The following is a 20,764-nucleotide window of genomic DNA, read 5'->3' as shown; positions in this document are numbered from 1 at the left end:
CATCAAAAAACCATGATTCGATTTTACGCATCCAACTTTCAATCCACCGATTGTTCCGTAGCCGCAAATCTTTACAGAGAACTTTTCGGTTTAAAAACCGTCAGCAGTTCCGGAACCCACGCGGAACTTTCCTGGCCCGACGAGAAAGGAATTTTGATCTTTAGCAAAGAATCTAAAAATTGTCCGGCGAGTCCCGGGACCTTGACGTTTTGTGTCGCTAAGAATGATTGGGAGAATCTAAAGATCCGTTTGTTTTCTCGCGGATTTACCGTTGAAGCTTCGGATCCAAAGTATGTTTCCGTTTTGGATCCTTGGAAAAACCGAATCTGGTTTTATTTCGAATAAAGTTCCGCCAAAAAATCGATACATTAAAATTTTAAATTTTAGACTTTCTTAATTCTTCGATCGAACCATAAACCGCTTGGATGATTCAAAATCCATTTCCCGCATAAAAAAACCCCGACATTATCGGAAACGGAAAGGCCGTCATTCGGTTATATTACAAGCGGGCGGATCCTCCCCGCCGAATTTTCCCGAACAAAGGCCGCAAATCACGGACAAGGGCGTGAGGACCGGGCTCTCGGCTCCAGTCAAGTTATTGTGTTTTCCTATAATACATTCAATTTTTGTAATTTCAATAACTTGACTCCGCCTCCATCCCTTCCGCGTTGCAAAGGATCGTAAGTTTGTAATGAGTCCGTTTACTGATTCCTATAAACTTAAGTACCGTTTGTTTTTATCGCAAAAAACGGTTTTAATGCAAAATATTAGGTACTTTATTACATATTTATGGGTAATAAAAGCCCGTCACTATCAAACTATCAAAGGAATTTTTAATTTGAGGACGGTCGTAAAACGGCGGTTTCATGTGAAGACAAGTGGATAGGATTAGGAGTCGGTTTACAAAGTTTGATCGTTGTCATTGAATCTTCCTTTTTATGACAACTTTTTATACGATACTACAAGTTCTAAATTTTCTCGATCCGATAAAATAGATTTCTACAAAGAATCTGTCCACCAACCATTCGATTTAATCGGAATAGCCGCAGATCTCTGCGATTGTTTTAAGTTTTGGGACAAACTCAAAATCATTTTTCAAATTCTTTTTTTCTAAGATCATAAACCAACCGATAGGTTTTATCCTTGAGAGAAACAAGTTCTTTACAGTTTTCCACATCCCATTTCATCGTAAGAATTATTTTCTTTTCCACAAGAGAATACTGATAGAAAGGTTTACAATTTTCCTTATGGGAGGTTTTTGTTTCCCTATAAAAATTCCAATCCGATTCTGGAAGAACTCGATTCTGAAAATATCCTTGAAGCTCGTCTCTAAAAATAGATTCATAATTCGGAAATCCTCTGTTTAGAATTTTTTTTTGAATTTTAAAAAAACGGAATGTACTAGTAAAAAGACGGGATTCCTTTCTTCCAAAGTATTGAAACTTCTGATCTTCAAAAAGTTTTTCAAAATTAATTCCCATTGTCTTTGGATGTTTTCGATTTCGTAACCAAAGTTGAAAAAATTCTTCTAAGGAAACGAGAGGGATTTGATCGAGGTCGTTTCCTTGTTTTACACTTTCAAATGTCATCGTGTTTAGTTTTGTAGTGCAGTAGAATAGAATTCCAAAGATCGAGATTAGAATCGAAAGTAATAAAACGAAAGATGTCCTGGTTCCATCCGAATTTTTTCGACTCATATTCTCCATGTTTATCGGTTTGGCGGTTTTTTTCATAACTCATTTACCCTCTTGGGTTTGATAACTCAAGAAATCTATTAAACCGTAATCAAGGTAAACTTGGAGGGATTTGGAATCGCTGATCGTCTTTTCGCATCCCTTCTAAATGAAACTCGATAGCTTCTTTAATCCGTCGAGTCACTTCCTCTTTGATCCTAAATACCGACCGTCATCCTCTAAAATTTCAATGATCTTTTTTTACTTTCATTCGCTCGGGTTCGTTTTTTTTAAATACAAATTCGAGATTACTTTATACGTTTTGAATTTTGTTTACTTGTTCAACTCTGAACTTTAAATTTTTTTAATCCTATTTTCCAACGTGTGATTTTGTTCTTGAACGTTCACAAGCCGGAAAAAATCGAAGTTTTCCAAATGAGTTTGATTTTATTCTAGAAGCAGGGGTCGGGAATACAATCTATTCCTTTCCGATTGAAATTTTTTCGGTTCTACAATCGTAACGGATTCTATCGTTTTTTCCATGGAAGATTGTAAGTTTAGGACAACTTGGATTCACTTCCCAACGTATCTCTAAGACCACTCTTTGATTTGAAAGGGAATAGAAAAATTCTGGTCCACATTTTTTCCGATCTTGGTTCTTCGTATCGATCCAGAGATCACGATCTTCTTTCGATACTCTATGGTTCCAGTAGTAGCGCTCCAAGTCTTCGGCAAAAAAAGATTCGTAATTTGGAAATTCTTTTTTTAAAAGATCGGAACTGACTTTAAAGAAACGGGTTTTCCAACTATAACCTAAAAGATCATTCTTTCCAAAATAAACATATTCAGAATTTTTAAATAAAGAAGTTACGTTGGTTTGAAATTTAAGTTTTCTTTGATTTTTGATCCATAACTGAAAAAATTCTTCCGGAGAAATAAGAGGAACCTTTTCTAAATTCTTTCCTTGTTGAATCGTTTCAAAAGTCATTTGCGATTTAAGACAAAATGAAAAAGTAAGAATTGTACTTAGAATCATAAAAAAGCTCTTTGTTCTCATGTCTCTTTTTTCAATAAATCGATTTTGATTTTTCAAAAGTAGGAGCCTGTCCCAAATCTCAAAACAATCGCAGAGATTGACGGCCATTCCGATAAAATCGGACGGTTGGCGGACAAACTCTAAAACGATTTTCTTCTATTTCGTATATGATTATTTGCTAAAATCATACCTCATTCCTAAAAACTAGAGAGTTTACATTTTTTTGCACTTTATATGGAAACTACTACGTTTGATTGAAAATTCTAAGTCGATCGATTCTAAGGTGAACTTTTAAGAGTTTTTAACCCGGCGAGATCGGATCCACGTCGGATCTACCTTCTTTCATAGCGGCTTCTATCATTTCTTCCGCTTCTTTCCCCAAATACCAATCGATCCATTGATGCGCTCCGTAGATCAAAGGAGTGATCGCGATCGCCACACCACATTTATAAAGAAAGTTATTGGTGGAAATTTGATTCAATTCTTGAAAACTGAGTTTGCCACCTCCGAGTGCGATATAAATCACTACGAACGAATCCACGAGCTGAGAAACGATCGTGGAACCCGTGGCCCGAAGCCAGATGTATTTGTTTTTGGTTTTAACCCGCAAAAAATGAAAGATCTGAATATCGATCAATTGGCCGATCAAATACGCCACAATCGAACCGACGATTACCTTTCCCGAATTTCCAAAAACGATATTAAAGGAATGATCGTCGACGGGAGAATTCGAGGCCGCAGGAATCGACATGTCCAACATCAAAAGAAAGTAAGCCAAGAAGATCATCACCATTCCTAAGAGAGTGGTAAAACGAACTCCTTTTCTTCCGTAGTATTCGTTGAGAAGATCGGTTATGATGAATGTTACGGGAAACGGAATCACTCCCATCGTAAGAGTAAAACCGAAGGAAATAAAAAGTTTGGATCCTGTCACTTCGGCCAGGATCAAGAACGTTAAAAAGAATGCGTTTAAGACGATAAATAATTTCAGAGATTTGGAGAGAGGCATAAGCGGTTTTATCCGTCGATCACTCGAATTCGTCAACTTGTAAAAAGAACCGTTTGACAGTCTCCAAGCGTATAAATCTCTGGAAGCGGGTTCTAAAATTCATCAACGTAGGAAACTTCTTTATTTTCCCGAGTTTCGATTCGATAATTAAGACAACACCGATGGCACACAAACAAGAAGACAAACACGATTTTCCGGAAGATTTGATAAAACCGACTCCTTTTCAGAAAGGTTCGGAACTTCAGAAAGGTTCAGAACCGAAGCATAAGATCTTATTTTATTCTTTTACTTGGTTTTTATTATCCGCAACTTCCTTTTTTTTAGGGATTCATCTTCTCAAAAAAGATCGAGCTCCGCTTTCAGTGGAGAATGTTCGTGCGAGTTCCGTCGGAATCATGGATGAAATCCGCGATCTTTTTTTTATCAACAAACCCGCCAATCAGTCTGAACCGTCGCAAGATCCAAAAACTTCTTCCGAATTCAAATCGGATCTTTTCTCATTTGGAAAAGACGACGGCGATATGCCCGAGGCGACCTTACTTCCGAAAGCGGACGAGAATACAACCTTCCGTGCTTCCACTTGGTTTTCCGATTACGAAGCGATGAAAAAGACCGTACATCTTTACAACGAAATTCATCCCTTTATCTACGGAATGAAAGGCCGTGAAACGAATAACGGAGATCTTTATTCGAGTTGGGGAAGCGCTCAAAAACACGAACGGGTCGCCGAGTTGCGTAAACTCAATCCGAATGTAAAGATCATTCCTACGATCTTTCGTTGGGAGAATAAATACGAAAAGATTTCCGAAAATATCGGGATGAACGGACGCAACGATATTCGTGATAAACACCTTTCGAATATTCTTCACGAACTGGATACGTACGGTTACGACGGGATCGATATCGATTACGAAGGAATGAGTTGCGAGAAAAAGGAAAAGTTCGAAGAATTCATCGTCATTCTTTCCAAGGAAATTCATAAACGCGGAAAAATCCTTTCCGTTGCGGTTCATCCGAAAACTCCGGCTAAAAAAGAATCCATGAAAGTCTGCAAGGGTTTAAAAGACAAAATTAAAATGGATTACGCGGAAAACTGGAGAGGACCTATGACTCACGATTATACCTTCCTCGCAAAATACGCGGATCGTATTAAAATTATGGCATATGAATTGCATCCTAGAAAATACAGAAATCCGGGACCGGGACCGCAGGCCCCGAACACTTGGATCAAAAGTATCATCGAATATGCGAAAGCGAGAGTTCCCGCAAATCAGTTGTATATGGCGATTCCCACTTACGGGTACGATTGGGCCTTGAATTGTAATTCGAAAATCAAATCGGTTTATTATCAGGATGCGGTTCGCAAAAAAGAATTCGGAATTCACAGACAACCGACTAACATCGATCAGATTCTTGCGAACACGAAGAACTCCGGTTCTTGGACCAATCTTTCGAAATTTTCCTACGTTCATTCGGGAAAAACATACGAAGATCCGAGCATCTGGTATAAATCGGAGGGTTGTGACCGTGTAGCGTTTTACATGAACCGAAAAGCGTTCGAAGACAAGATGAATCTTCTCAGACAATACGACCTCGGCGGATTTTCCTTTTGGCAATTGATCAGCGACAACGATCCCGGAATCAACGATTATCTAGAATTATTAGTTTCTAATAAACTTCCTCCTGTTGAAAAGGTCAAAGAGCCCGTAAAAAATCCGAACGCACCTGCGACGGACGTTCAACAAACCGCTCCGGAAGAAGCAAATGTAGACCGCAAACATACGGAAAAACTTGCCGGAAAACAAGGTTAACACTCTCGTCACGGACTCTCCTCAAAAAGCGGCAAACATATTGCTCGGAGGAGGGCTCGTCGTTTTTCCGACCGAAACGGTCTATGGAATCGGAGCCTCCGCCCTTGACGTCAAAGCCTGTAAAAAAATCTACGAAGTCAAAAATCGTCCTTCGGACAATCCTCTCATTCTGCACGTTCAAAATATTTTTTCCTTGAAAACCTGCGGAAACGTAAGTGAAAAAGCCGATCTCGTATTTCAAAAATTTTCTCCCGGCCCGATCACGGGCATTTTTACGAAAAGAAACCGAGAACTTTTTACGGCGGGACTCAATACCGTCGCGGTAAGAATTCCTTCCCATCCGACTGCGATTCAATTTTTGGAATCCTGCGGGGTTCCCGTTGCCGCCCCTTCCGCCAATCTTTCCGGAAAACCTTCCTTAACAAAAATTGAATATATATTGGAGGAATTTACCGGAAAAGTAGACTGCATTTTGCTGGGAGAAGAACCGAAAATCGGAATCGAATCGACCGTGATCGACTTCACTTCCGAACCTCCTATTTTAGTTCGTCCGGGTTTTGTGGACCGAAAGGATCTGCTTTTGATTCTTCCGGATTTAAAAGGTCTCGAATTGTTAAACGAAGCGGAAGGAGCTCCAAAAAGTCCGGGTCTTAAATATCGGCATTATGCTCCGGCCTGTAAGGTCGTATTAAAGGATTCGTTAAACGGAATTTCAAAAAATTTCGGCCAAATCGGTTTTGACATTAAGAATCCATCGGTATATCAGATCCGTATTTCGACTAACGAGGAATACATGAAATCCATCTATTCCTTTTTTGTGGAATGCGATCGCAGAGGAATTGCGGAAGCGTGGTGTGAAACTCCCAAGGAAGGAAGAGGAAAGGAAGCGTTAATCAATCGGATTTCAAAAGCGGCTTTGAAATAGAAGAGAAATTCGGTTTGATTTTCTGAGCAATCCTAAAACCCGGGAGTTCTCGCAAAAAGCCTGAACTTTTACTTGCAAAAAATATGATTTTCTAATAGAGAAAAGAGTCTTCCCACCCATTTCACTACCTGAATTGCGCCCGCAATTCATTGAGCTAATCCTTACATAGCCGCTTGAAACGAGGGTTCCGAAATTTTTTCTACCGATCGTCAACCTTGATTCCAGAACCTCGACTTCAGAAAAAACTCGGCTTCCGCGAATTGAAATTTTTTTCGAATCGGATCCGTAATTTCGGCGGAGGCGGATTGTAAAACCTCCGGGAAAATCGAGGAGAAATTTCCCGACAATCGATTGGATAAAAATCCGGGTTTTAAGGACCTAAGAAAACTTTGAAACGTAAAAAGAGTCGGCAAGTATCGAACCTCCACTCGTTCCGTTTTCAATTCTTGTTTGATGTCTTCCAGTAGTCCCAGAAAGTCGGAGATGGAATCGACCATCTTTTCTTTTAAGAATTGACTGGAAGTAAAAACCCTTCCTTGTCCGAATCGTTTATCCAAATCCGAGGTTGAAATTTTTCTCGCATCGGCTACCCGTTTGTAAAAAAGTCCTTCCGATTCTTTGATTTCCTGCTCCATCAATTTTTTGGATTCCGGATGAATCGGCCCGTATTCGGAAAGAAGATCCCTGTATTTGTAAAAACCGACCCTATCCTTTGTGACACCCAATTTGGAATAAAGATTTTTCAGATCCAAACGAAGCGAAATACTTCCGATACTTCCAACGATTCCGTACGGAGAAGCGTAAATTTTAGAAGCTCCGCAGGAAAGATAATATCCCCCGCTCGCGGAAATGTTTTGCACATACGCGTAAACCGGTTTTTTCTTTTGCAACTTTAGAATTTCCTGATATAGAAGTTCCGACACGAAAGCCGAACCTCCGGGAGAATCCACTTCCAACACCACCGCCTTGACGGAAGATGCTTCCTTGAGTTCTTTGAGAGCGTTTTTTACGGAGTGATAGGAGATTCCTTCCGTTTTTCCTTCCCCTTTGCCGAGAGTATCGTGATGAATGTTTCCCTTGAGGGGCAGAACCGCGACGATCGGTTCGCGTCCGGGAAGTATTTTAAAATTTCTTAATTTAGAAAAACGATATAAAGAAGAAAGACTGAGTTCTTTTGAAACCGGTTTTTGTTTGTCGTCCTCGTTTTCGTAGTGCAAATAAAGAAAATTCTCCCTAAAATCCTCTTCGTTTAAAAATCCGGAGATGAATTTTCTTTCCTTTAGGGTTTTTGCGGATAAAAAAGGTTCGGCAAATATTGTGAGCGAAAAGCCCGCATAACGTTGAAAAAGGGCTTCCAAATCTTCCGTCATTTGTTTGAGGAGCGCGTTTAGATTTTCCCTTGCTTTGGGAGAAAACTTATCTCTTTGAAAGGATTCCCCGAAGGATTTGTAGGGACCGCTCTGGAAGGTTTCCACTTTCACTCCCCATTTTTTACCCGCGTTTCCAAAGAAAAAAGATTCTGCGGAAGGTAGAACTGGAAAAAATTCCGAGGCTTCCGAAGCGAACCGTTCGTTGCAAACTCCCAAGAGAAACAAGGATTTGAGTCCGCCTGTCAGCGCAAATCCTTCCAATATCACTCCGGCTTCTTTCAAAATTCGTAATCTTTCCGCGATACTCAAGGTTTCACCGAATCCGTATTCCGGTTGTTGAATCAAAACGGAAATTTTTTTCAACCCGGGGACTTGAGAGAGAAGTTTGAGTTCTAAAAGAAAATCCGTGAAAAAAACGTCTTCCTCTTTGGAAGAGAGAAGTTTCATTAAGAGAGATTTTCTGTAACTTGAAAATTCGGAAGGAATTTCCAAAAAGTAATGATCTCCTCGAAAAAATCGAAATCGAAGGACGCGGGTAAGTTGAAAGAGCAGACGAAATGGAATGAATACGATTTGAAGAAAATTTCGAAACATGACGTCAGTTTGAAAACCGGATTCTTCTTGAAAAAGAAGAATTTCATTTAGGAAAGGAGTTTTCAGATTTAAGTACACAATAAATTCTAAAAAGCAAGAGGGTATTTCATTGCAGGAAATTCGGATTCGCGGAGCGAGAGAGCATAACCTTAAAAATATCAACGTGGATATTCCGAGGGATAAACTTGTTGTCATTACTGGGTTGTCCGGTTCCGGAAAATCTTCTCTTGCCTTTGATACGATCTACGCGGAAGGTCAAAGACGATACGTGGAAAGTTTATCCGCTTATGCCAGACAATTTTTGGGTCAGATGGAAAAGCCGGATCTGGATCTGATCGAAGGTCTTTCCCCGGCGATTTCCATCGAACAAAAAACGACTCATAGAAACCCAAGATCCACTGTCGGAACAGTTACGGAAATTTACGATTATCTCCGGCTTTTATACGCAAGGGTGGGAAAACCGCATTGTCCCGAATGTGGAACCCCGATCCAATCCATGTCGATCGATCAGATCACGGCTCGGGTTCTTGCGTTTCCACAAGGAAGTAAACTCCAGATTCTTTCGCCGGTTGTCTCAGGCAAAAAAGGAGAACACAAGGACGTTCTCGAAAAGATCCGCAAGGACGGTTTCAATCGGGTGAGAATCAACGGTGAGATCCGAACCCTGGACGAAGAAATCGTATTAAAAAAGAATTTTAAAACATCCATCGAGATCGTTGTGGATCGGATCGTGATGAAGGACGGAATTCGAAGCAGACTCGCCGATTCCGTGGAAACCGCGCTCAAACAATCCGAAGGGCTCGTGATCTTGGACGACGGTTCCAAGGATCATATTCTTTCCCAAAAGATGGCCTGTCCGAACGGACACGATATCGGTTTTACCGAACTTTCTCCCCGGATGTTTTCATTCAATTCTCCTTATGGAGCCTGCGAGACCTGCGACGGTCTGGGAAGTTTATTGGAATTTGACGAGGATCTTTTGATAAACGATCCGGAACTTTCCTTAGTCGACGGTTGTATCGAAGCCTGGGCGGGTTCCAAAAGCAACGGCTTTTGGTTTATGGCCACTCTCAAGTCCTTATCCGATTCTTTGAAGTTCAAGATGAACATTCCTTGGAAAGATCTTCCCGAAAAAACGAGACAAACGATCCTACACGGAGATAAGAAAATAAAAATTGAATATGATTTTAGAGGCGCCAATTCCCATTACGAGTTCACCAAAGAATACGAGGGTGTGATTCCGAATCTTCAACGAAGATACAAGGAAACCAAATCCGACTCGATGCGTCAGTGGTTCGAGTCGTACATGACCAATCATCCTTGTCCTTCTTGTAAGGGAAAACGTCTCAAACGGGAAAGTCTTTCGGTAAAGGTGCATAACGTTCCCGTGGACGAGTTCACTTCGTATTCGATCGAAAACGCTTTGAAATTTGTCGAAAGTCTCAAAGTGACCGGCGCGGAAGAAATCATCGCCAAACCGATTTTGAAAGAGATTCATCAGAGACTTTCTTTCTTAAACGACGTAGGAGTCGGTTATCTTACGATGGAAAGAAGCGCGGGTTCTTTGTCGGGCGGAGAAGCGCAGAGGATTCGTTTGGCGACTCAGATCGGTTCGAGGCTGATGGGAGTTTTGTATATTCTGGACGAACCTTCGATCGGTCTGCATCAAAGAGACAATACAAAACTCATTTCCACTCTCAAGAATTTAAGAGATCTCGGCAATACGGTGTTAGTCGTCGAACACGACCACGAAACGATGGAAGAATCGGATTGGCTGATCGATATGGGACCGGGCGCGGGTGTTCACGGCGGTCAGATCGTCTGTGCGGGAACTCCTACATACGTCGCCAATCACAAGGATTCTCTGACCGGAAAGTATCTTTCCGGAAGACTGAACGTTCCCATTCCCGCAAAACTCAGGGACGGAAACGGATTTAAACTTCAGATCCTCGGAGCCAGGGAAAACAATCTCAAGAATATAGACGTTACTCTTCCTTTGGGAAAGTTAGTCGTCATTACGGGGGTTTCCGGTTCCGGAAAGTCGACTCTTATCAACGACATTCTTTACAACGCAGCCGCGCACAAGGTGATGAAGATGAAAACCTTGGCGGGCAAACACAAAACGATCAAGGGATTTGAAAACATCGATAAGATCATCAATATCGATCAGTCTCCGATCGGAAGAACTCCTCGTTCCAATCCCGCAACGTATACGGGGCTGTTTACTCCGATCCGAGAAATGTTTTCCAATCTCGAAGACGCGAAACTCAGGGGTTACGGTCCGGGAAGATTCAGTTTTAACGTAAGCGGTGGGCGTTGTGAGACCTGCGAAGGCGACGGAATCCTCAAAATCGAAATGCACTTTCTGCCGGACGTATACGTGACCTGCGAGGTTTGTAAAGGAAAACGATACAATCAAGAAACATTAGAAGTTCGTTATAAAGGGAAAAATATCTTCGACGTTCTGGAAATGACCGTGGAAGACGCGAATCAATTCTTTGAAAACATTCCCATCGTTAAACGTAAACTGGAAACCCTTTTGGAAGTGGGACTGGGTTATATCCGGCTCGGACAACCCGCGACCACGTTTTCCGGAGGAGAGGCGCAAAGGATCAAACTCGCGACCGAACTTTCCAAACGACCAACCGGAAAAACCCTTTACATTTTGGACGAACCGACGACCGGACTTCACTTCGAAGACGTTAGACACCTTTCCGAGGTTCTGCATACTCTTGTGGATCGCGGAAATTCCATGATCGTGATCGAACACAATCTGGACGTGATCAAACAAGCCGACTGGATCGTGGACATGGGACCCGAAGGCGGAGACGGTGGTGGTCTTGTCATTGCGGAAGGAACTCCGAAAGAAGTGGCAAAAGTAAAAAATTCCTATACGGGTCAGTATCTTAAGAAAGTCTTTACATCCGAGAACGGTAAAGCGGACGGCAAAAACGGAATGAAAGAAAAAAAATCCGCTCAAGAAACGAAACAAAAAGTGAATCGTTAAAATCGCAACGAGGCGTTATGAATCTGAAAGAATTCTTATCTTCCGTTCCGTCCCACGAGTATCGAAACGTTTTCAGAGACGCGCTTCCTTACTTGGCGGAGGAGGGTTATTTCGAAGCGATTGCGGGAGGTTCCTTCGAAACGTTTCACAAAAAGATTTATCAACTGGGTTCTTATCCGAGGGGAATCGGACTCGGAATCGCGATGATGGCTCAAACCAATGTCGCGGGAAGAATTTTGAAGTTCGTTGGAGACGGTTTCTTAAACGAAACCGGAATCCACCGAGTTTTTCGACGAGAAGAAACGATTGCGATCGGAACCAAACTTTTAAAGGATGTCAGCTCCGGTAAAGATATCATTTCCATGGGAGTCAGCGAATCCGGATGGAAGGGAAGAATTTCCAATATCGTCACCGACTATCGAGTCGAAAACGATCGAATCCTCTTAAGTTTATCCAAGTCCTTTCTAACCAACGGAGCGAACTGTAGCGGATTTTTGATCGTGGCAAAATCACCTTCGGAAACCTACGACGTGATCTATATCCCCCGCGATTCTTACGGTCTTGAATTGGAAATTTTCGATCTGGAATACGCCAAAGAAGCGACTCACTGTAGGCTTAAAGGCAACGATTTGTCCCTTCCTTTGAAAAATCTGCTCTTTTTGAACTACCAAAACTTTGCACCCGAAATTCACCTTTCGGAAATGTTATCGGCTTCGGCGCTTTTTTGCGGTTATGTGGATTTGATCCTAAAAACCCTTTTAAAAGAAAAAAGAGACGTGGATCCGATGATCGCCGGAAAAATCTTAGACATTCAACAATTATTATATTCAAAAATAATTGAGATCTCCGTAAAAAAGGATCAGGATCCGAACTTTAGGATGGAAGAAGTTCATCCTTACGGTTACGAAACGGCTCTGGACCTGATTTATTCCTGGTTTACGGATCTTGTAAGCGGAGTGGAATTATCCAATATGTTTCCGGATATAGGACTTTTTTATTCCATTCATCCGGGTAAAACTCCTATCTATCAAAAGAATATCTTGAAAAAGATTCGAGCTTTGCGTTAGCGGATTTTGCGTTTTGTTTGTAGTAGTAGGAGAGTAAAAAACCGAGAAAATATCTTTGAGATAAGTTTTGAAATTCGGGATAATGAAATCGAATCGGAATTTTCCCATTTGCAAAAGAGGAAAATTCCATTTTTAGAATATTAGGATTTTACGATGATCGAAAATATTCCGATCGCGCCTATCATGACGCCTAAAATCCATTTTGTTTGCAAAGATATGGCCTTGTGAATTTCCGAAACTTCGGATTTGATGTCCGCCCTTAAGTTGGAAAATTCTACTCTCAATTCCGAAATTTCAGAACGAAGTTTACCGCTCTCCTCGGAAAGACGACGTTCGAAACGGTCCGTAACAACTTCGATTGCTGTCGAATGACTATCCCCAAAAGCACGGTTTAAAAAATCCACAAACTCTACAATACCTTCCTGACCCAAAAGTTCCCCCAAACGTTTAGGAACTTTTCGAACTAACGCTGACATAAGCATAAAACTACTCCCCCAAAAAAAAAATGGGCAAGCGAAAAAATTCGCCCTCACCGAAAACGGTTCCGAAAGCGACATTGAAAGGCTCAAAAAGTCGAAATTTATTTTAGAAAGTTCCGAAAAAATAAAAACCCTGAACTAAAACGCAACATCCTTTATGGGTCGTGTTGTCGGCCGCTCAGTGACGATGTCCGTGATGGTCGTGCGTTCCGTGTGAATTTAAGATCGGAAATGCGCCGATTTTTTTTGTTAGTTCCGGAATCTCGCACTGAACTGTAACAAAGTCGAACCCGAATGAAGATTTCAAAATTTGATTACACTTGAAAACGATCTCTTCGGAGTGTTTAAAATCCGCCATCGAAATCCTCAAGGTGCAGGCGTAAACTCCCCTTGTGATGGCCCAAAAATGAAAATCCAGAATTTGGCCGACACCCTCGATCTTACGAACGTGTTCCAGAATATGAGGAATTTCGAATGTTTGCGGAGACGATTCCAATAGAACGGAAACACTTTCCTTAAAAATTCCCCAAGCGGAACGCAAAATCAAAATCGAAATCAAAACGCTGATCAAAGGATCGATCCAGTTCCAATTCGTAAAATAAATCAGAATGGAACCGAGGAGAACTCCCGCCGTCGAAAGAAGATCGCTTAGAACGTGAACGTAAGCCGATTTGATATTGATGTTTTCGTCGCTAAAACGAAATAAAATCCAGGCGCTGATCAGGTTGAGAACGATTCCTAAAGAACTGTAAAAGATCATTTGAAAACTCAAAATCTCTTTTTGATTTTGAAATCGTTCAACGGCCTCGTAAAAAATATAAAACGAAATCCCGAAAATCAAAATCGAATTCAAAAGAGAGGTCAAGATTTCGATTCGATAATAACCGAACGAAAATCGATGATTGGGTTTTCGGGAAGCGAGTAACACCGCAATAAAAGAAAGGGATAAGGCGATCGCATCCGTGATGATATGACCCGCGTCCGCAAGAAGGGCGATACTTCCGCTCTGAAACCCGCCGAACAACTCCACGAAAAAAATGGAAAGGGAAACGAGAATCGCCAGTAGAATCGATCTTTTCAGACCTTTCTCCTGACTTCTCTCTACATGATGAAGTTGAAAAAAATCATCCATCAACGCGGAACGACTACGATATCCACTCTTCGATTGAGCGCTTTGTTTTCGGGAGTATCGTTGGAAACGATGGGCTGAAATTCTCCGTAACCCGCGAGAGAAAAACTTCTCGGATCCAAAATTTTACTTTCTAAAAAGTAGTGAAGCACACTAAGGGCCCTTTCTCCGGAAAGTTGCCAGTTGTCCGAAAATTTTTTGGTTCGGATCGGAACGTTATCCGTATGTCCTTCGATGATGATTAAATTTCCCGGATAGTTTCCCAGGATTTCTCTGATCTTATCCAACGCGGGAAGGATTTGTTTTTTTAAATCGGCCGAACCGGAATCGAAGGAAATCCGATCGTCGATATTGATGACGAGTCGATTGTGAAAACGTTTGAGACGGATCTGCCCTTTTTTGATTTCATCTACGAGTTTGTTTTCCAGTTCGTTCGCCTGATCCGAGAGCCGATCCAGTTCTTTTTTTTGATTTTCCGAAAGATTTTTCAGTTTGGAAATTTCATCGGTTAAGGATAGGATTCTACCTTCAAGCTCGTTGATTTTTTTCTCGTATTCTTTTTGAAGAGACTCCGTTTTTTTTTGACAAACCTCTTTTTCTTTTTCCAATTCTTCTTTTAAGTCGTTTATAAGATCATTGAACTTCTTGTTCTGTTTTTCATTCTCTTCGATCAGTTCCTTTTCTTTATGGGAACTTTTTGTTTTTAAAACGGCGATTTGATTCTCCAAGATCTTGAGTTTTTCGTCGGAGAGGTCGTTGTCCTTGGCTCGGAATTCTTTTTCTCTCGCGAGCATTTCTTCCAGAAAACGAATTTTAGAATCGAATCCCAAACGTTCCTTTTTGGAATTTTCGGTTTCGTTTCTATATCTGGTTCTGAGAGAATCCAATTCGATTTCCAACGCGATTTTCTCGTTATACACCTTGTTGTATTCCCAAGGATAGTAAAACGTATCCGCAGAAACCGAGTTCACGGAAAGAATCAGACAACAGGAAAAAAGAAAATGAGATTTCAGAAAGGGCTTCATCGTGATCACACTTCTTTCTAAGATTGAACGGTTTACGATCGGGTCACTCCTTTTTTAACGTTCGTTTGGAAATTCATTGATCGGTCTGTTCCGTTTTCAATTCTGTTCACTAAAAACCGTTTCTTGGAGAAAACTTTATGGAAGAAAGAGGGATAAGCCGCGGACTATTTTCTGAAAAAGCGAATCCTTCCTCTCAGGAATGGATCGAATTTTTCTCCGAAAAAATCAAAGCCGACGAGAATGTTTTTTTGGATCGTTTTCTCAAGCAGAATCACCCCGCGGACATCGCGGAGGTTCTGGAAAAACTCGAAGAAGACGAGGCGTTTTCCGTATTCAAACGATGTGATTCCGAATTGCAGAGTTCGATTCTAGTCGAGTTCGACGAAGAATTTCAGGCCGACTTAATCTCCCGTTTTCAAATGAAGGAAATTTCTCCGATTTTGGAAAATCTGGAAACGGACGAACTCTCAAGTCTCATCTCCGAATTTCCCAAAGACAAGGCGGAAGAAATTCTAAACTCGATCGATAAAGAGGATTCTTCCCAAGTCAGAAAACAACTTACGTTTCGGGAATATTCCGCCGGACGTTTGATGAACACCGTGTTTGCTTCGGCCATGGAAACCGATACGGTCCGAAAGGCGATCATCAAACTCAGAAAGATCGCAAGAGACACGGACGATATCTATCATTTATATATCACGGACGAAAACAACGTACTCAAAGGATACGTTAAACTGAAAAATTTGTTTTTGGCCCCTCTCAACACAAAAGTACATCGACTGATGAAAACCGTTTTCACTTCGATTCACTACGATAAGGATCAGGAGGAAGTCGCTAAAATTTTTCGTAAGTACGATTTGGTTTCCGTGGCGGTTGTAGACGATTCCGGAAGAATTTTGGGAAGAATTACCGTAGACGATATTTTGGATATCGTTCACGAAGAGGCGTCGGAAGATATTCTTCGTTTGGGAGGGGTTTCCGAAGAGGAGAAATTGTCTTCTTCCGTTTTAACTTCCACAAGAAGAAGAATGGTCTGGCTTTTGATCAATTTGGGAACGGCCGCTCTTGCCGCTTCGGTCGTTTCCTTTTTCGGAGAAACGATCGAGAAATACGTAATCCTCGCTTCTCTCATGCCGATCGTCGCGGGAATGGGTGGAAACGCGGGTACACAATCGATCACTTTGATCGTACGAAGTTTGGCGACAGGAGATCTTTCCACCGGAAATTGGAAATCCGCGATTCGAAAGGAAGGACTTGTGGGACTTCTAAACGGTTTTATGATCGGAATCACGGCGGGTTTGATCGTTTATTTCTTTACGGGAAATTTTACGCTTTCGATGGTTATGCTTATGGCCTTGCAGGCGAATTTGGTGATCGCCGCCGTAATCGGAACTTCGATTCCGTTGTTGTTGCGCGTTTTAGGAATCGATCCTGCGATCGCTTCCTCCATTTTTGTGACTACTTTTACGGACGTGTTCGGTTTTTTCTGCTTTTTGGGATTGGCTACCGTGTTCATTCAAATGTTATAATATTTTAAAGTGCAAATATTCCTGTTTATCCTAGTTATGTTCGAATTTTTTAATTAGAAATCAGTTTCGGAGAATCAAAAATCAATGTCGCGTATAAAATCAAAGTCCGTTCTTAAAAAGACGATCCTGCTTGCGGGACTGAGTTGGAGCTTATTATGGATCCTTTCCTGTTCCAGTACAAAAACTACGGATAACGAAACGATAAAACGGGAATCGGTTCCAAACCCTGCCGGAGAAAACGAAGTCGTATTGGACGAAGAGGGAAGGGAAGTCGCTTTAAATACGGAAGATCCGGCGTCTTTTTTAAAACCTTCCAAGGATCCTTTGGAATACTTTCGAGTTCATATTTCGAGCGAAGGTTATCAACTGCGTCAATTGAGAGGTTCCAAGTTTATCAAAAGAAAAGTGGATAAGGGCGGGGACGCTCTTATCAGCGAAGAGTTGGTTCGTTACAACAAAATCAATTTCGTAGACGACGGGATCATCATCGTCGTGTTAAACGGAAATACGGGAGCCTTTGAGACGATTCGTTTTAATACCAGAGTGCCTAGGATCAACGACCTCGCCAAAATCGTTCAAAACGACGTGACCCGTTGGACAATGGAACACTCCGAAGAAAAACCGGTTGTGACCAGGTTTCAGATTCATTATTCCTTGGAACTGAAAAACAAAACCGGTAGTACTCGCGACGCGGTCAAAGAAGAATTGAAAAAGGAAGTCATTCGTAGGAAATAATTTCTTGAAATTTCTGTTTTAGGAATTTCTAAAATTGTTACGATAAGCTCCACAACGCGCCTCTGAAACGCGATCCTTAGTGAGCGTTTCGCTTACTTCTGAGAATGATTGATTGAAGTAGGCGCCTCATTCTCTAGGATCATTCGGCAGGAAGCAATTCACTTTAGTTTACCACCCAATCAAGGGGAAAACTCAATGTTGGCTCTTTAGCGCAAATCCTCCTTTTACTTACATACAAAATTCCTGCCACCCTCTTGCTGTAATACTTTAGTTGACCGCCGTAAAGTTGGACTTTTTGGGGACTATCGTCCGAGTATCCCGTTGTTATTTGTTCAATGATTACACGTATATTATATTGTAAATCGGAATCTTATTTTTAGCACATACGGAAATTGAAAAACAATTTTGAATCGTTCTAAGTTACGGATAAACGTGTTGTATACTAAGAATTTTTTCTTAAACTCATCCGGATTACTGTATACACTTGCATGAGAAAGTTGCCGGATATTGAAAGTTTAAAAATAAGTCTTTAATTAAGTTTTTCGAATTTTTGTCGCATTCAGAAATTCAAACGGAAAAATCAGTTCTTCGATCCTTTCCAATACCGGAAAATGCGAATATTCCAACGTGATAATGATCCATTTCGTGTGGAATTCAAATTCTCTTTTTAAAAAGTTGAACCCGTTTTAAGGAATTATGTTATACTTTCATAAAACAAAACGAATTGTAAATTTCCGTAAAAAGAGTTTGAAATTCCATTTAAACTTTGATATTTTTTTGTCCTCGCGACTCACAAATATCAAAGCGGATGCGATTTTGGAGCGATTTCCGGATTAGAAATTTATGATAAATTCAATCGATTTAAAACGCGACGGATATCGGCTTATCTTCGAGTCTCTTCCGGGACTTTATCTCATCCTCCTTCCCGATCTTCGAATCGTCGCGGTAAGCGAATCCTACCTCAAAGCAACGAATACAAAACGAGATGAAATTCTTGGCCGCGGAATTTTCGACGTTTTCCCGGACAACCCATCCGATCCTAACGCCGACGGAGTGGGTAATTTGCGCGATTCTCTTATGCTCGTTCTAAAGGATAAAGCCACGAACACAATGGCCGTACAAAAGTACGACGTTAGGCGATCCGAGGCGGATGGAGGAGGGTTCGAGGAAAAATACTGGAGTCCGATGAATTCTCCGATCTTGAACGAAAAAGGGGAAGTGGTTTATATCATCCACAAAGTGGAAGAAGTAACGGAATTTGTTCGACTTAAAAACATGGGAAAAGAGCAGGACAAGATCGCCGAAGACCTGCGAAATCTGACGGCCTCCATGGAAACGGAGATCTATCAAAGGGCTCAAGAAATTCAGAATAACAATAAAAAACTTCTCAAACTCAACGACGAACTCACGCAGAGAGAACGCGAGATTCAGGAAATTTACAAACGTTTGTTCGACATCGATCAATTGAAATCCCAGTTCTTTGCCAATGTAAGCCACGAGTTAAGAACTCCTTTGACCTTAATTATCGCTTCCACTCGAAACCTGCTGAAAGATCAGAAAATCGCTTCGACTGTGCGCTCCCATTTGGAAACCATCGAAAGAAATTCCTATACTCTTCTCAAACACGTAAACGATCTCCTGGATCTTTCCAAATTGGAATCCGGTAAAATGACATTACGATATTCGAATGTGAATCTTTCGGATGTGATTCGGTTTATAGCGGCCCATTTTGATATCATAGTCAAGGAAAGAAATATAGACTTTGTGTTGAGTATTCCGGAAAATTTTCCGATTCAAATGGACGTTTCCAAAGTGGAACGGATCGTATTGAATCTTTTTTCAAACGCGTTTAAATTCGTTCCCGATTCCGGTAAGATCCATTGTGCTTTGAAAACGGAAGGTGTAATGGCCTCCCTCTACGTCGCGGACAACGGTCCCGGAGTTCCGGTTCATCTGAGAGATCAGATCTTTGAAAAATTCAGACAAGGGGAAGAGGGAGATTCCCGATCTTTCGGAGGAACGGGACTAGGACTTGCAATCGCAAAGGAATTTGCAAATCTACATATGGGATCTATCGAAGTTTCCGATTCTACTTTGGGCGGAGCCCTCTTTAAGGTTCAGATTCCGATTTACGCTCCGATTCAGATCGAAGATATGCAACAATCCATCGAGACGGAAGAATTAACTCCCGCTTTGATCAGCGATATCAATCAGTTACAGAAAAATAAAATAGAAACGCAAGAACCGTCCACATTTTACAATCGTCCCAAGGTGTTGATCGTAGAAGACAACGCGGAAATGCGAAAATACGTTTTCGATACGTTATCCGCCGATTTCAATCTTTGGGTCGCTTCCGACGGAAAACAGGGTTTGGAAAAAGCGATCCTTGAGAAGCCGGATATTATCGTTACGGATATTATGATGCCGGTGATGAGCGGAGATCAGATGGTAAAGGAAATCCGAAAAATTCCGGAACTTGTCGGCACATTTATCCTTTTTTTAAGCGCAAAGTCCGATCAGAATTTCAGAGTCAAACTCCTTCAAGAAGGAGCCAACGATTATCTGATCAAACCGTTTTCGCCGGAAGAGCTGAGCGTAAAGGTTCGGAATTTTGCCGCGTGTAAAAAAACGATTGAGACGTTGGAGATCGCCAATAAGGACATGGAATCCTTCAGTTATTCCGTATCACACGATCTTCGCGCGCCGATTTTAGGGATCGACGGTTTTATACGCATCATCTTGGAGGATTTTTCCGAAACGATGGATTCGGAGGTTCTGCGATTGCTCAAGGTCGTTCAAAAGAACGTGCTCTATATGAATAATCTCATACAGGACCTTTTGAATTTTCATAAGGTTTCAAAGATCGATATGACGAGCAGAATCGTCGACATGGACAGAATGGTCGAGGAAGCGATCGCAACCGTTCTTCAAAATTATCCGGAAAAGGATTATTCGTTTCAGGTCGAAAAATTGCCGAACGCTTTTGCAAACGGGTCCGCTCTCAAACAGGTATGGGTCAATCTCATTTCGAATGCGGTTAAATATTCTTCCACGAGAGAATATCCTGTAATTAAAATCGGTTTTACGGAAGTGGACGGATTTAACGTTTACTTCGTAGAGGACAACGGAGTCGGCTTTAATAAGGCTTATTCGACCAGGTTATTCAAGGTATTTCAAAGACTTCATACACAAGAGGAATTTGAAGGAACCGGAGTCGGTTTGGCGATCGTAGCCAGAATCGTACAACGTCACGGGGGGCAGGTATTCGCGGAAGGGGAGGTGAACGTAGGTTCCAAATTTTCATTCACTCTTCCGAAACTTTCTGGAAACGAAAACATTTAAAATAACGTCATAAAAATATAGAAAACGGTACTA

The 20,764-nt window shown here is 41.4% G+C and carries 15 protein-coding genes; 8 read left to right on the top strand and 7 right to left on the bottom strand.

The genetic code is table 11. The features are described from left to right. The first annotated feature begins 12 nt into the window (after positions 1–12). Positions 13–345: a VOC family protein gene (locus LEP1GSC060_RS04675; protein ID WP_002996907.1), complete on the top strand. Its 333-nt coding sequence runs from the start codon at positions 13–15 to the stop codon at positions 343–345. A 743-nt stretch (positions 346–1,088) separates the two neighbouring features. On the opposite strand, the gene LEP1GSC060_RS04665 is transcribed toward LEP1GSC060_RS04675, so the two are convergent. From LEP1GSC060_RS04665 to LEP1GSC060_RS04650, 3 genes are all read right to left on the bottom strand, one after another. Then, entirely contained in the window at positions 1,089–1,589 is a 501-nt protein-coding gene (locus LEP1GSC060_RS04665) for a hypothetical protein (protein WP_230458302.1), read from the bottom strand. A gap of 562 nt (positions 1,590–2,151) precedes the next feature. Continuing rightward, complete coding sequence (locus LEP1GSC060_RS04655) at positions 2,152–2,730, bottom strand: hypothetical protein (protein WP_036095383.1); 579 nt, start codon at positions 2,728–2,730, stop codon at positions 2,152–2,154. 280 nt (positions 2,731–3,010) lie between these two features. After that, positions 3,011–3,718: a queuosine precursor transporter gene (locus tag LEP1GSC060_RS04650; protein WP_002996929.1), complete on the bottom strand. Its 708-nt coding sequence runs from the start codon at positions 3,716–3,718 to the stop codon at positions 3,011–3,013. 161 nt (positions 3,719–3,879) lie between these two features. Here LEP1GSC060_RS04650 and LEP1GSC060_RS04645 point away from each other — a divergent pair, with 161 nt between their 5' ends. Together LEP1GSC060_RS04645 and LEP1GSC060_RS04640 are read left to right on the top strand one after the other, a co-directional pair. After that, positions 3,880–5,529 (top strand): glycosyl hydrolase family 18 protein, encoded by a 1,650-nt coding sequence (locus LEP1GSC060_RS04645; protein WP_002996852.1) that lies wholly within the window; start codon positions 3,880–3,882, stop codon positions 5,527–5,529. Beyond that, a complete protein-coding gene (locus LEP1GSC060_RS04640; RefSeq protein WP_002996911.1) occupies positions 5,510–6,454 on the top strand; it encodes an L-threonylcarbamoyladenylate synthase in 945 nt (314 codons plus the stop codon). Before LEP1GSC060_RS04645 ends, LEP1GSC060_RS04640 begins: the two co-directional genes overlap by 20 nt. Before the next feature lie 209 nt (positions 6,455–6,663). Here the strand turns inward: LEP1GSC060_RS04640 and sppA are convergent, their stop codons facing one another. Further along, the gene (gene sppA / locus LEP1GSC060_RS04635; protein ID WP_036095382.1) at positions 6,664–8,418 is read right to left on the bottom strand and encodes a signal peptide peptidase SppA; all 1,755 of its coding nucleotides are present in this window, start codon (positions 8,416–8,418) and stop codon (positions 6,664–6,666) included. A gap of 109 nt (positions 8,419–8,527) precedes the next feature. Here sppA and uvrA point away from each other — a divergent pair, with 109 nt between their 5' ends. Both uvrA and LEP1GSC060_RS04625 read left to right on the top strand, forming a co-directional pair. Further along, complete coding sequence (gene uvrA / locus LEP1GSC060_RS04630) at positions 8,528–11,425, top strand: excinuclease ABC subunit UvrA (RefSeq protein WP_002996880.1); 2,898 nt, start codon at positions 8,528–8,530, stop codon at positions 11,423–11,425. 17 nt (positions 11,426–11,442) lie between these two features. Beyond that, on the top strand, positions 11,443–12,492 hold the full coding sequence (locus tag LEP1GSC060_RS04625; protein WP_002997037.1) for an acyl-CoA dehydrogenase family protein: 1,050 nt from the start codon (positions 11,443–11,445) through the stop codon (positions 12,490–12,492). Between the two features lie 140 nt (positions 12,493–12,632). Here the strand turns inward: LEP1GSC060_RS04625 and LEP1GSC060_RS04620 are convergent, their stop codons facing one another. The 3 genes from LEP1GSC060_RS04620 to LEP1GSC060_RS04610 form a co-directional block, all read right to left on the bottom strand. After that, entirely contained in the window at positions 12,633–12,968 is a 336-nt protein-coding gene (locus LEP1GSC060_RS04620; protein WP_036095381.1) for an LA_3696 family protein, read from the bottom strand. Positions 12,969–13,149: 181 nt separating this feature from the next. Beyond that, positions 13,150–14,103 carry a cation diffusion facilitator family transporter gene (locus tag LEP1GSC060_RS04615; protein WP_002996942.1) on the bottom strand — a complete coding sequence of 318 codons (954 nt, stop codon included), beginning with the start codon at positions 14,101–14,103 and terminating at the stop codon, positions 13,150–13,152. Next, positions 14,103–15,125, bottom strand: a complete 1,023-nt coding sequence (locus LEP1GSC060_RS04610; RefSeq protein ID WP_002996894.1) for an OmpA/MotB family protein — start codon at positions 15,123–15,125, stop codon at positions 14,103–14,105. The genes LEP1GSC060_RS04615 and LEP1GSC060_RS04610 overlap by 1 nt, the downstream gene beginning before the upstream one ends. Before the next feature lie 137 nt (positions 15,126–15,262). Between LEP1GSC060_RS04610 and mgtE the strand changes: the two genes are divergently transcribed. From mgtE to lvrA, 3 genes are all read left to right on the top strand, one after another. Further along, entirely contained in the window at positions 15,263–16,654 is a 1,392-nt protein-coding gene (gene mgtE / locus LEP1GSC060_RS04605) for a magnesium transporter (protein WP_002996955.1), read from the top strand. 84 nt (positions 16,655–16,738) lie between these two features. Continuing rightward, the gene (locus tag LEP1GSC060_RS04600) at positions 16,739–17,389 is read left to right on the top strand and encodes an LA_2219 family laminin/E-cadherin/plasminogen-binding protein (RefSeq protein ID WP_002996870.1); all 651 of its coding nucleotides are present in this window, start codon (positions 16,739–16,741) and stop codon (positions 17,387–17,389) included. An 843-nt stretch (positions 17,390–18,232) separates the two neighbouring features. After that, complete coding sequence (gene lvrA / locus LEP1GSC060_RS04595) at positions 18,233–20,731, top strand: hybrid histidine kinase/response regulator LvrA (protein WP_002997039.1); 2,499 nt, start codon at positions 18,233–18,235, stop codon at positions 20,729–20,731. The last annotated feature ends 33 nt before the right edge of the window (positions 20,732–20,764 follow it).

This window comes from Leptospira weilii serovar Ranarum str. ICFT (assembly GCF_000332415.1).
Lineage (GTDB): Bacteria > Spirochaetota > Leptospiria > Leptospirales > Leptospiraceae > Leptospira > Leptospira weilii_A.
This window is presented reverse-complemented; position numbering and strand designations above follow the sequence as displayed.

What these genes read in the sequence shown, in the direction of transcription:
- mgtE (WP_002996955.1), top strand. Translation starts at nt 15,263, where the DNA reads ATGGAAGAAAGAGGGATAAGCCGCGGACTATTTTCTGAAAAAGCGAAT.
- LEP1GSC060_RS04625 (WP_002997037.1), top strand. Translation starts at nt 11,443, where the DNA reads ATGAATCTGAAAGAATTCTTATCTTCCGTTCCGTCCCACGAGTATCGA.
- LEP1GSC060_RS04610 (WP_002996894.1), bottom strand. Translation starts at nt 15,125, where the DNA reads ATGAAGCCCTTTCTGAAATCTCATTTTCTTTTTTCCTGTTGTCTGATT.
- LEP1GSC060_RS04675 (WP_002996907.1), top strand. Translation starts at nt 13, where the DNA reads ATGATTCGATTTTACGCATCCAACTTTCAATCCACCGATTGTTCCGTA.
- LEP1GSC060_RS04650 (WP_002996929.1), bottom strand. Translation starts at nt 3,718, where the DNA reads ATGCCTCTCTCCAAATCTCTGAAATTATTTATCGTCTTAAACGCATTC.
- LEP1GSC060_RS04620 (WP_036095381.1), bottom strand. Translation starts at nt 12,968, where the DNA reads ATGTCAGCGTTAGTTCGAAAAGTTCCTAAACGTTTGGGGGAACTTTTG.
- lvrA (WP_002997039.1), top strand. Translation starts at nt 18,233, where the DNA reads ATGATAAATTCAATCGATTTAAAACGCGACGGATATCGGCTTATCTTC.
- LEP1GSC060_RS04655 (WP_036095383.1), bottom strand. Translation starts at nt 2,730, where the DNA reads ATGAGAACAAAGAGCTTTTTTATGATTCTAAGTACAATTCTTACTTTT.
- LEP1GSC060_RS04615 (WP_002996942.1), bottom strand. Translation starts at nt 14,103, where the DNA reads ATGGATGATTTTTTTCAACTTCATCATGTAGAGAGAAGTCAGGAGAAA.
- LEP1GSC060_RS04600 (WP_002996870.1), top strand. Translation starts at nt 16,739, where the DNA reads ATGTCGCGTATAAAATCAAAGTCCGTTCTTAAAAAGACGATCCTGCTT.
- LEP1GSC060_RS04665 (WP_230458302.1), bottom strand. Translation starts at nt 1,589, where the DNA reads ATGACATTTGAAAGTGTAAAACAAGGAAACGACCTCGATCAAATCCCT.
- LEP1GSC060_RS04645 (WP_002996852.1), top strand. Translation starts at nt 3,880, where the DNA reads ATGGCACACAAACAAGAAGACAAACACGATTTTCCGGAAGATTTGATA.
- sppA (WP_036095382.1), bottom strand. Translation starts at nt 8,418, where the DNA reads ATGTTTCGAAATTTTCTTCAAATCGTATTCATTCCATTTCGTCTGCTC.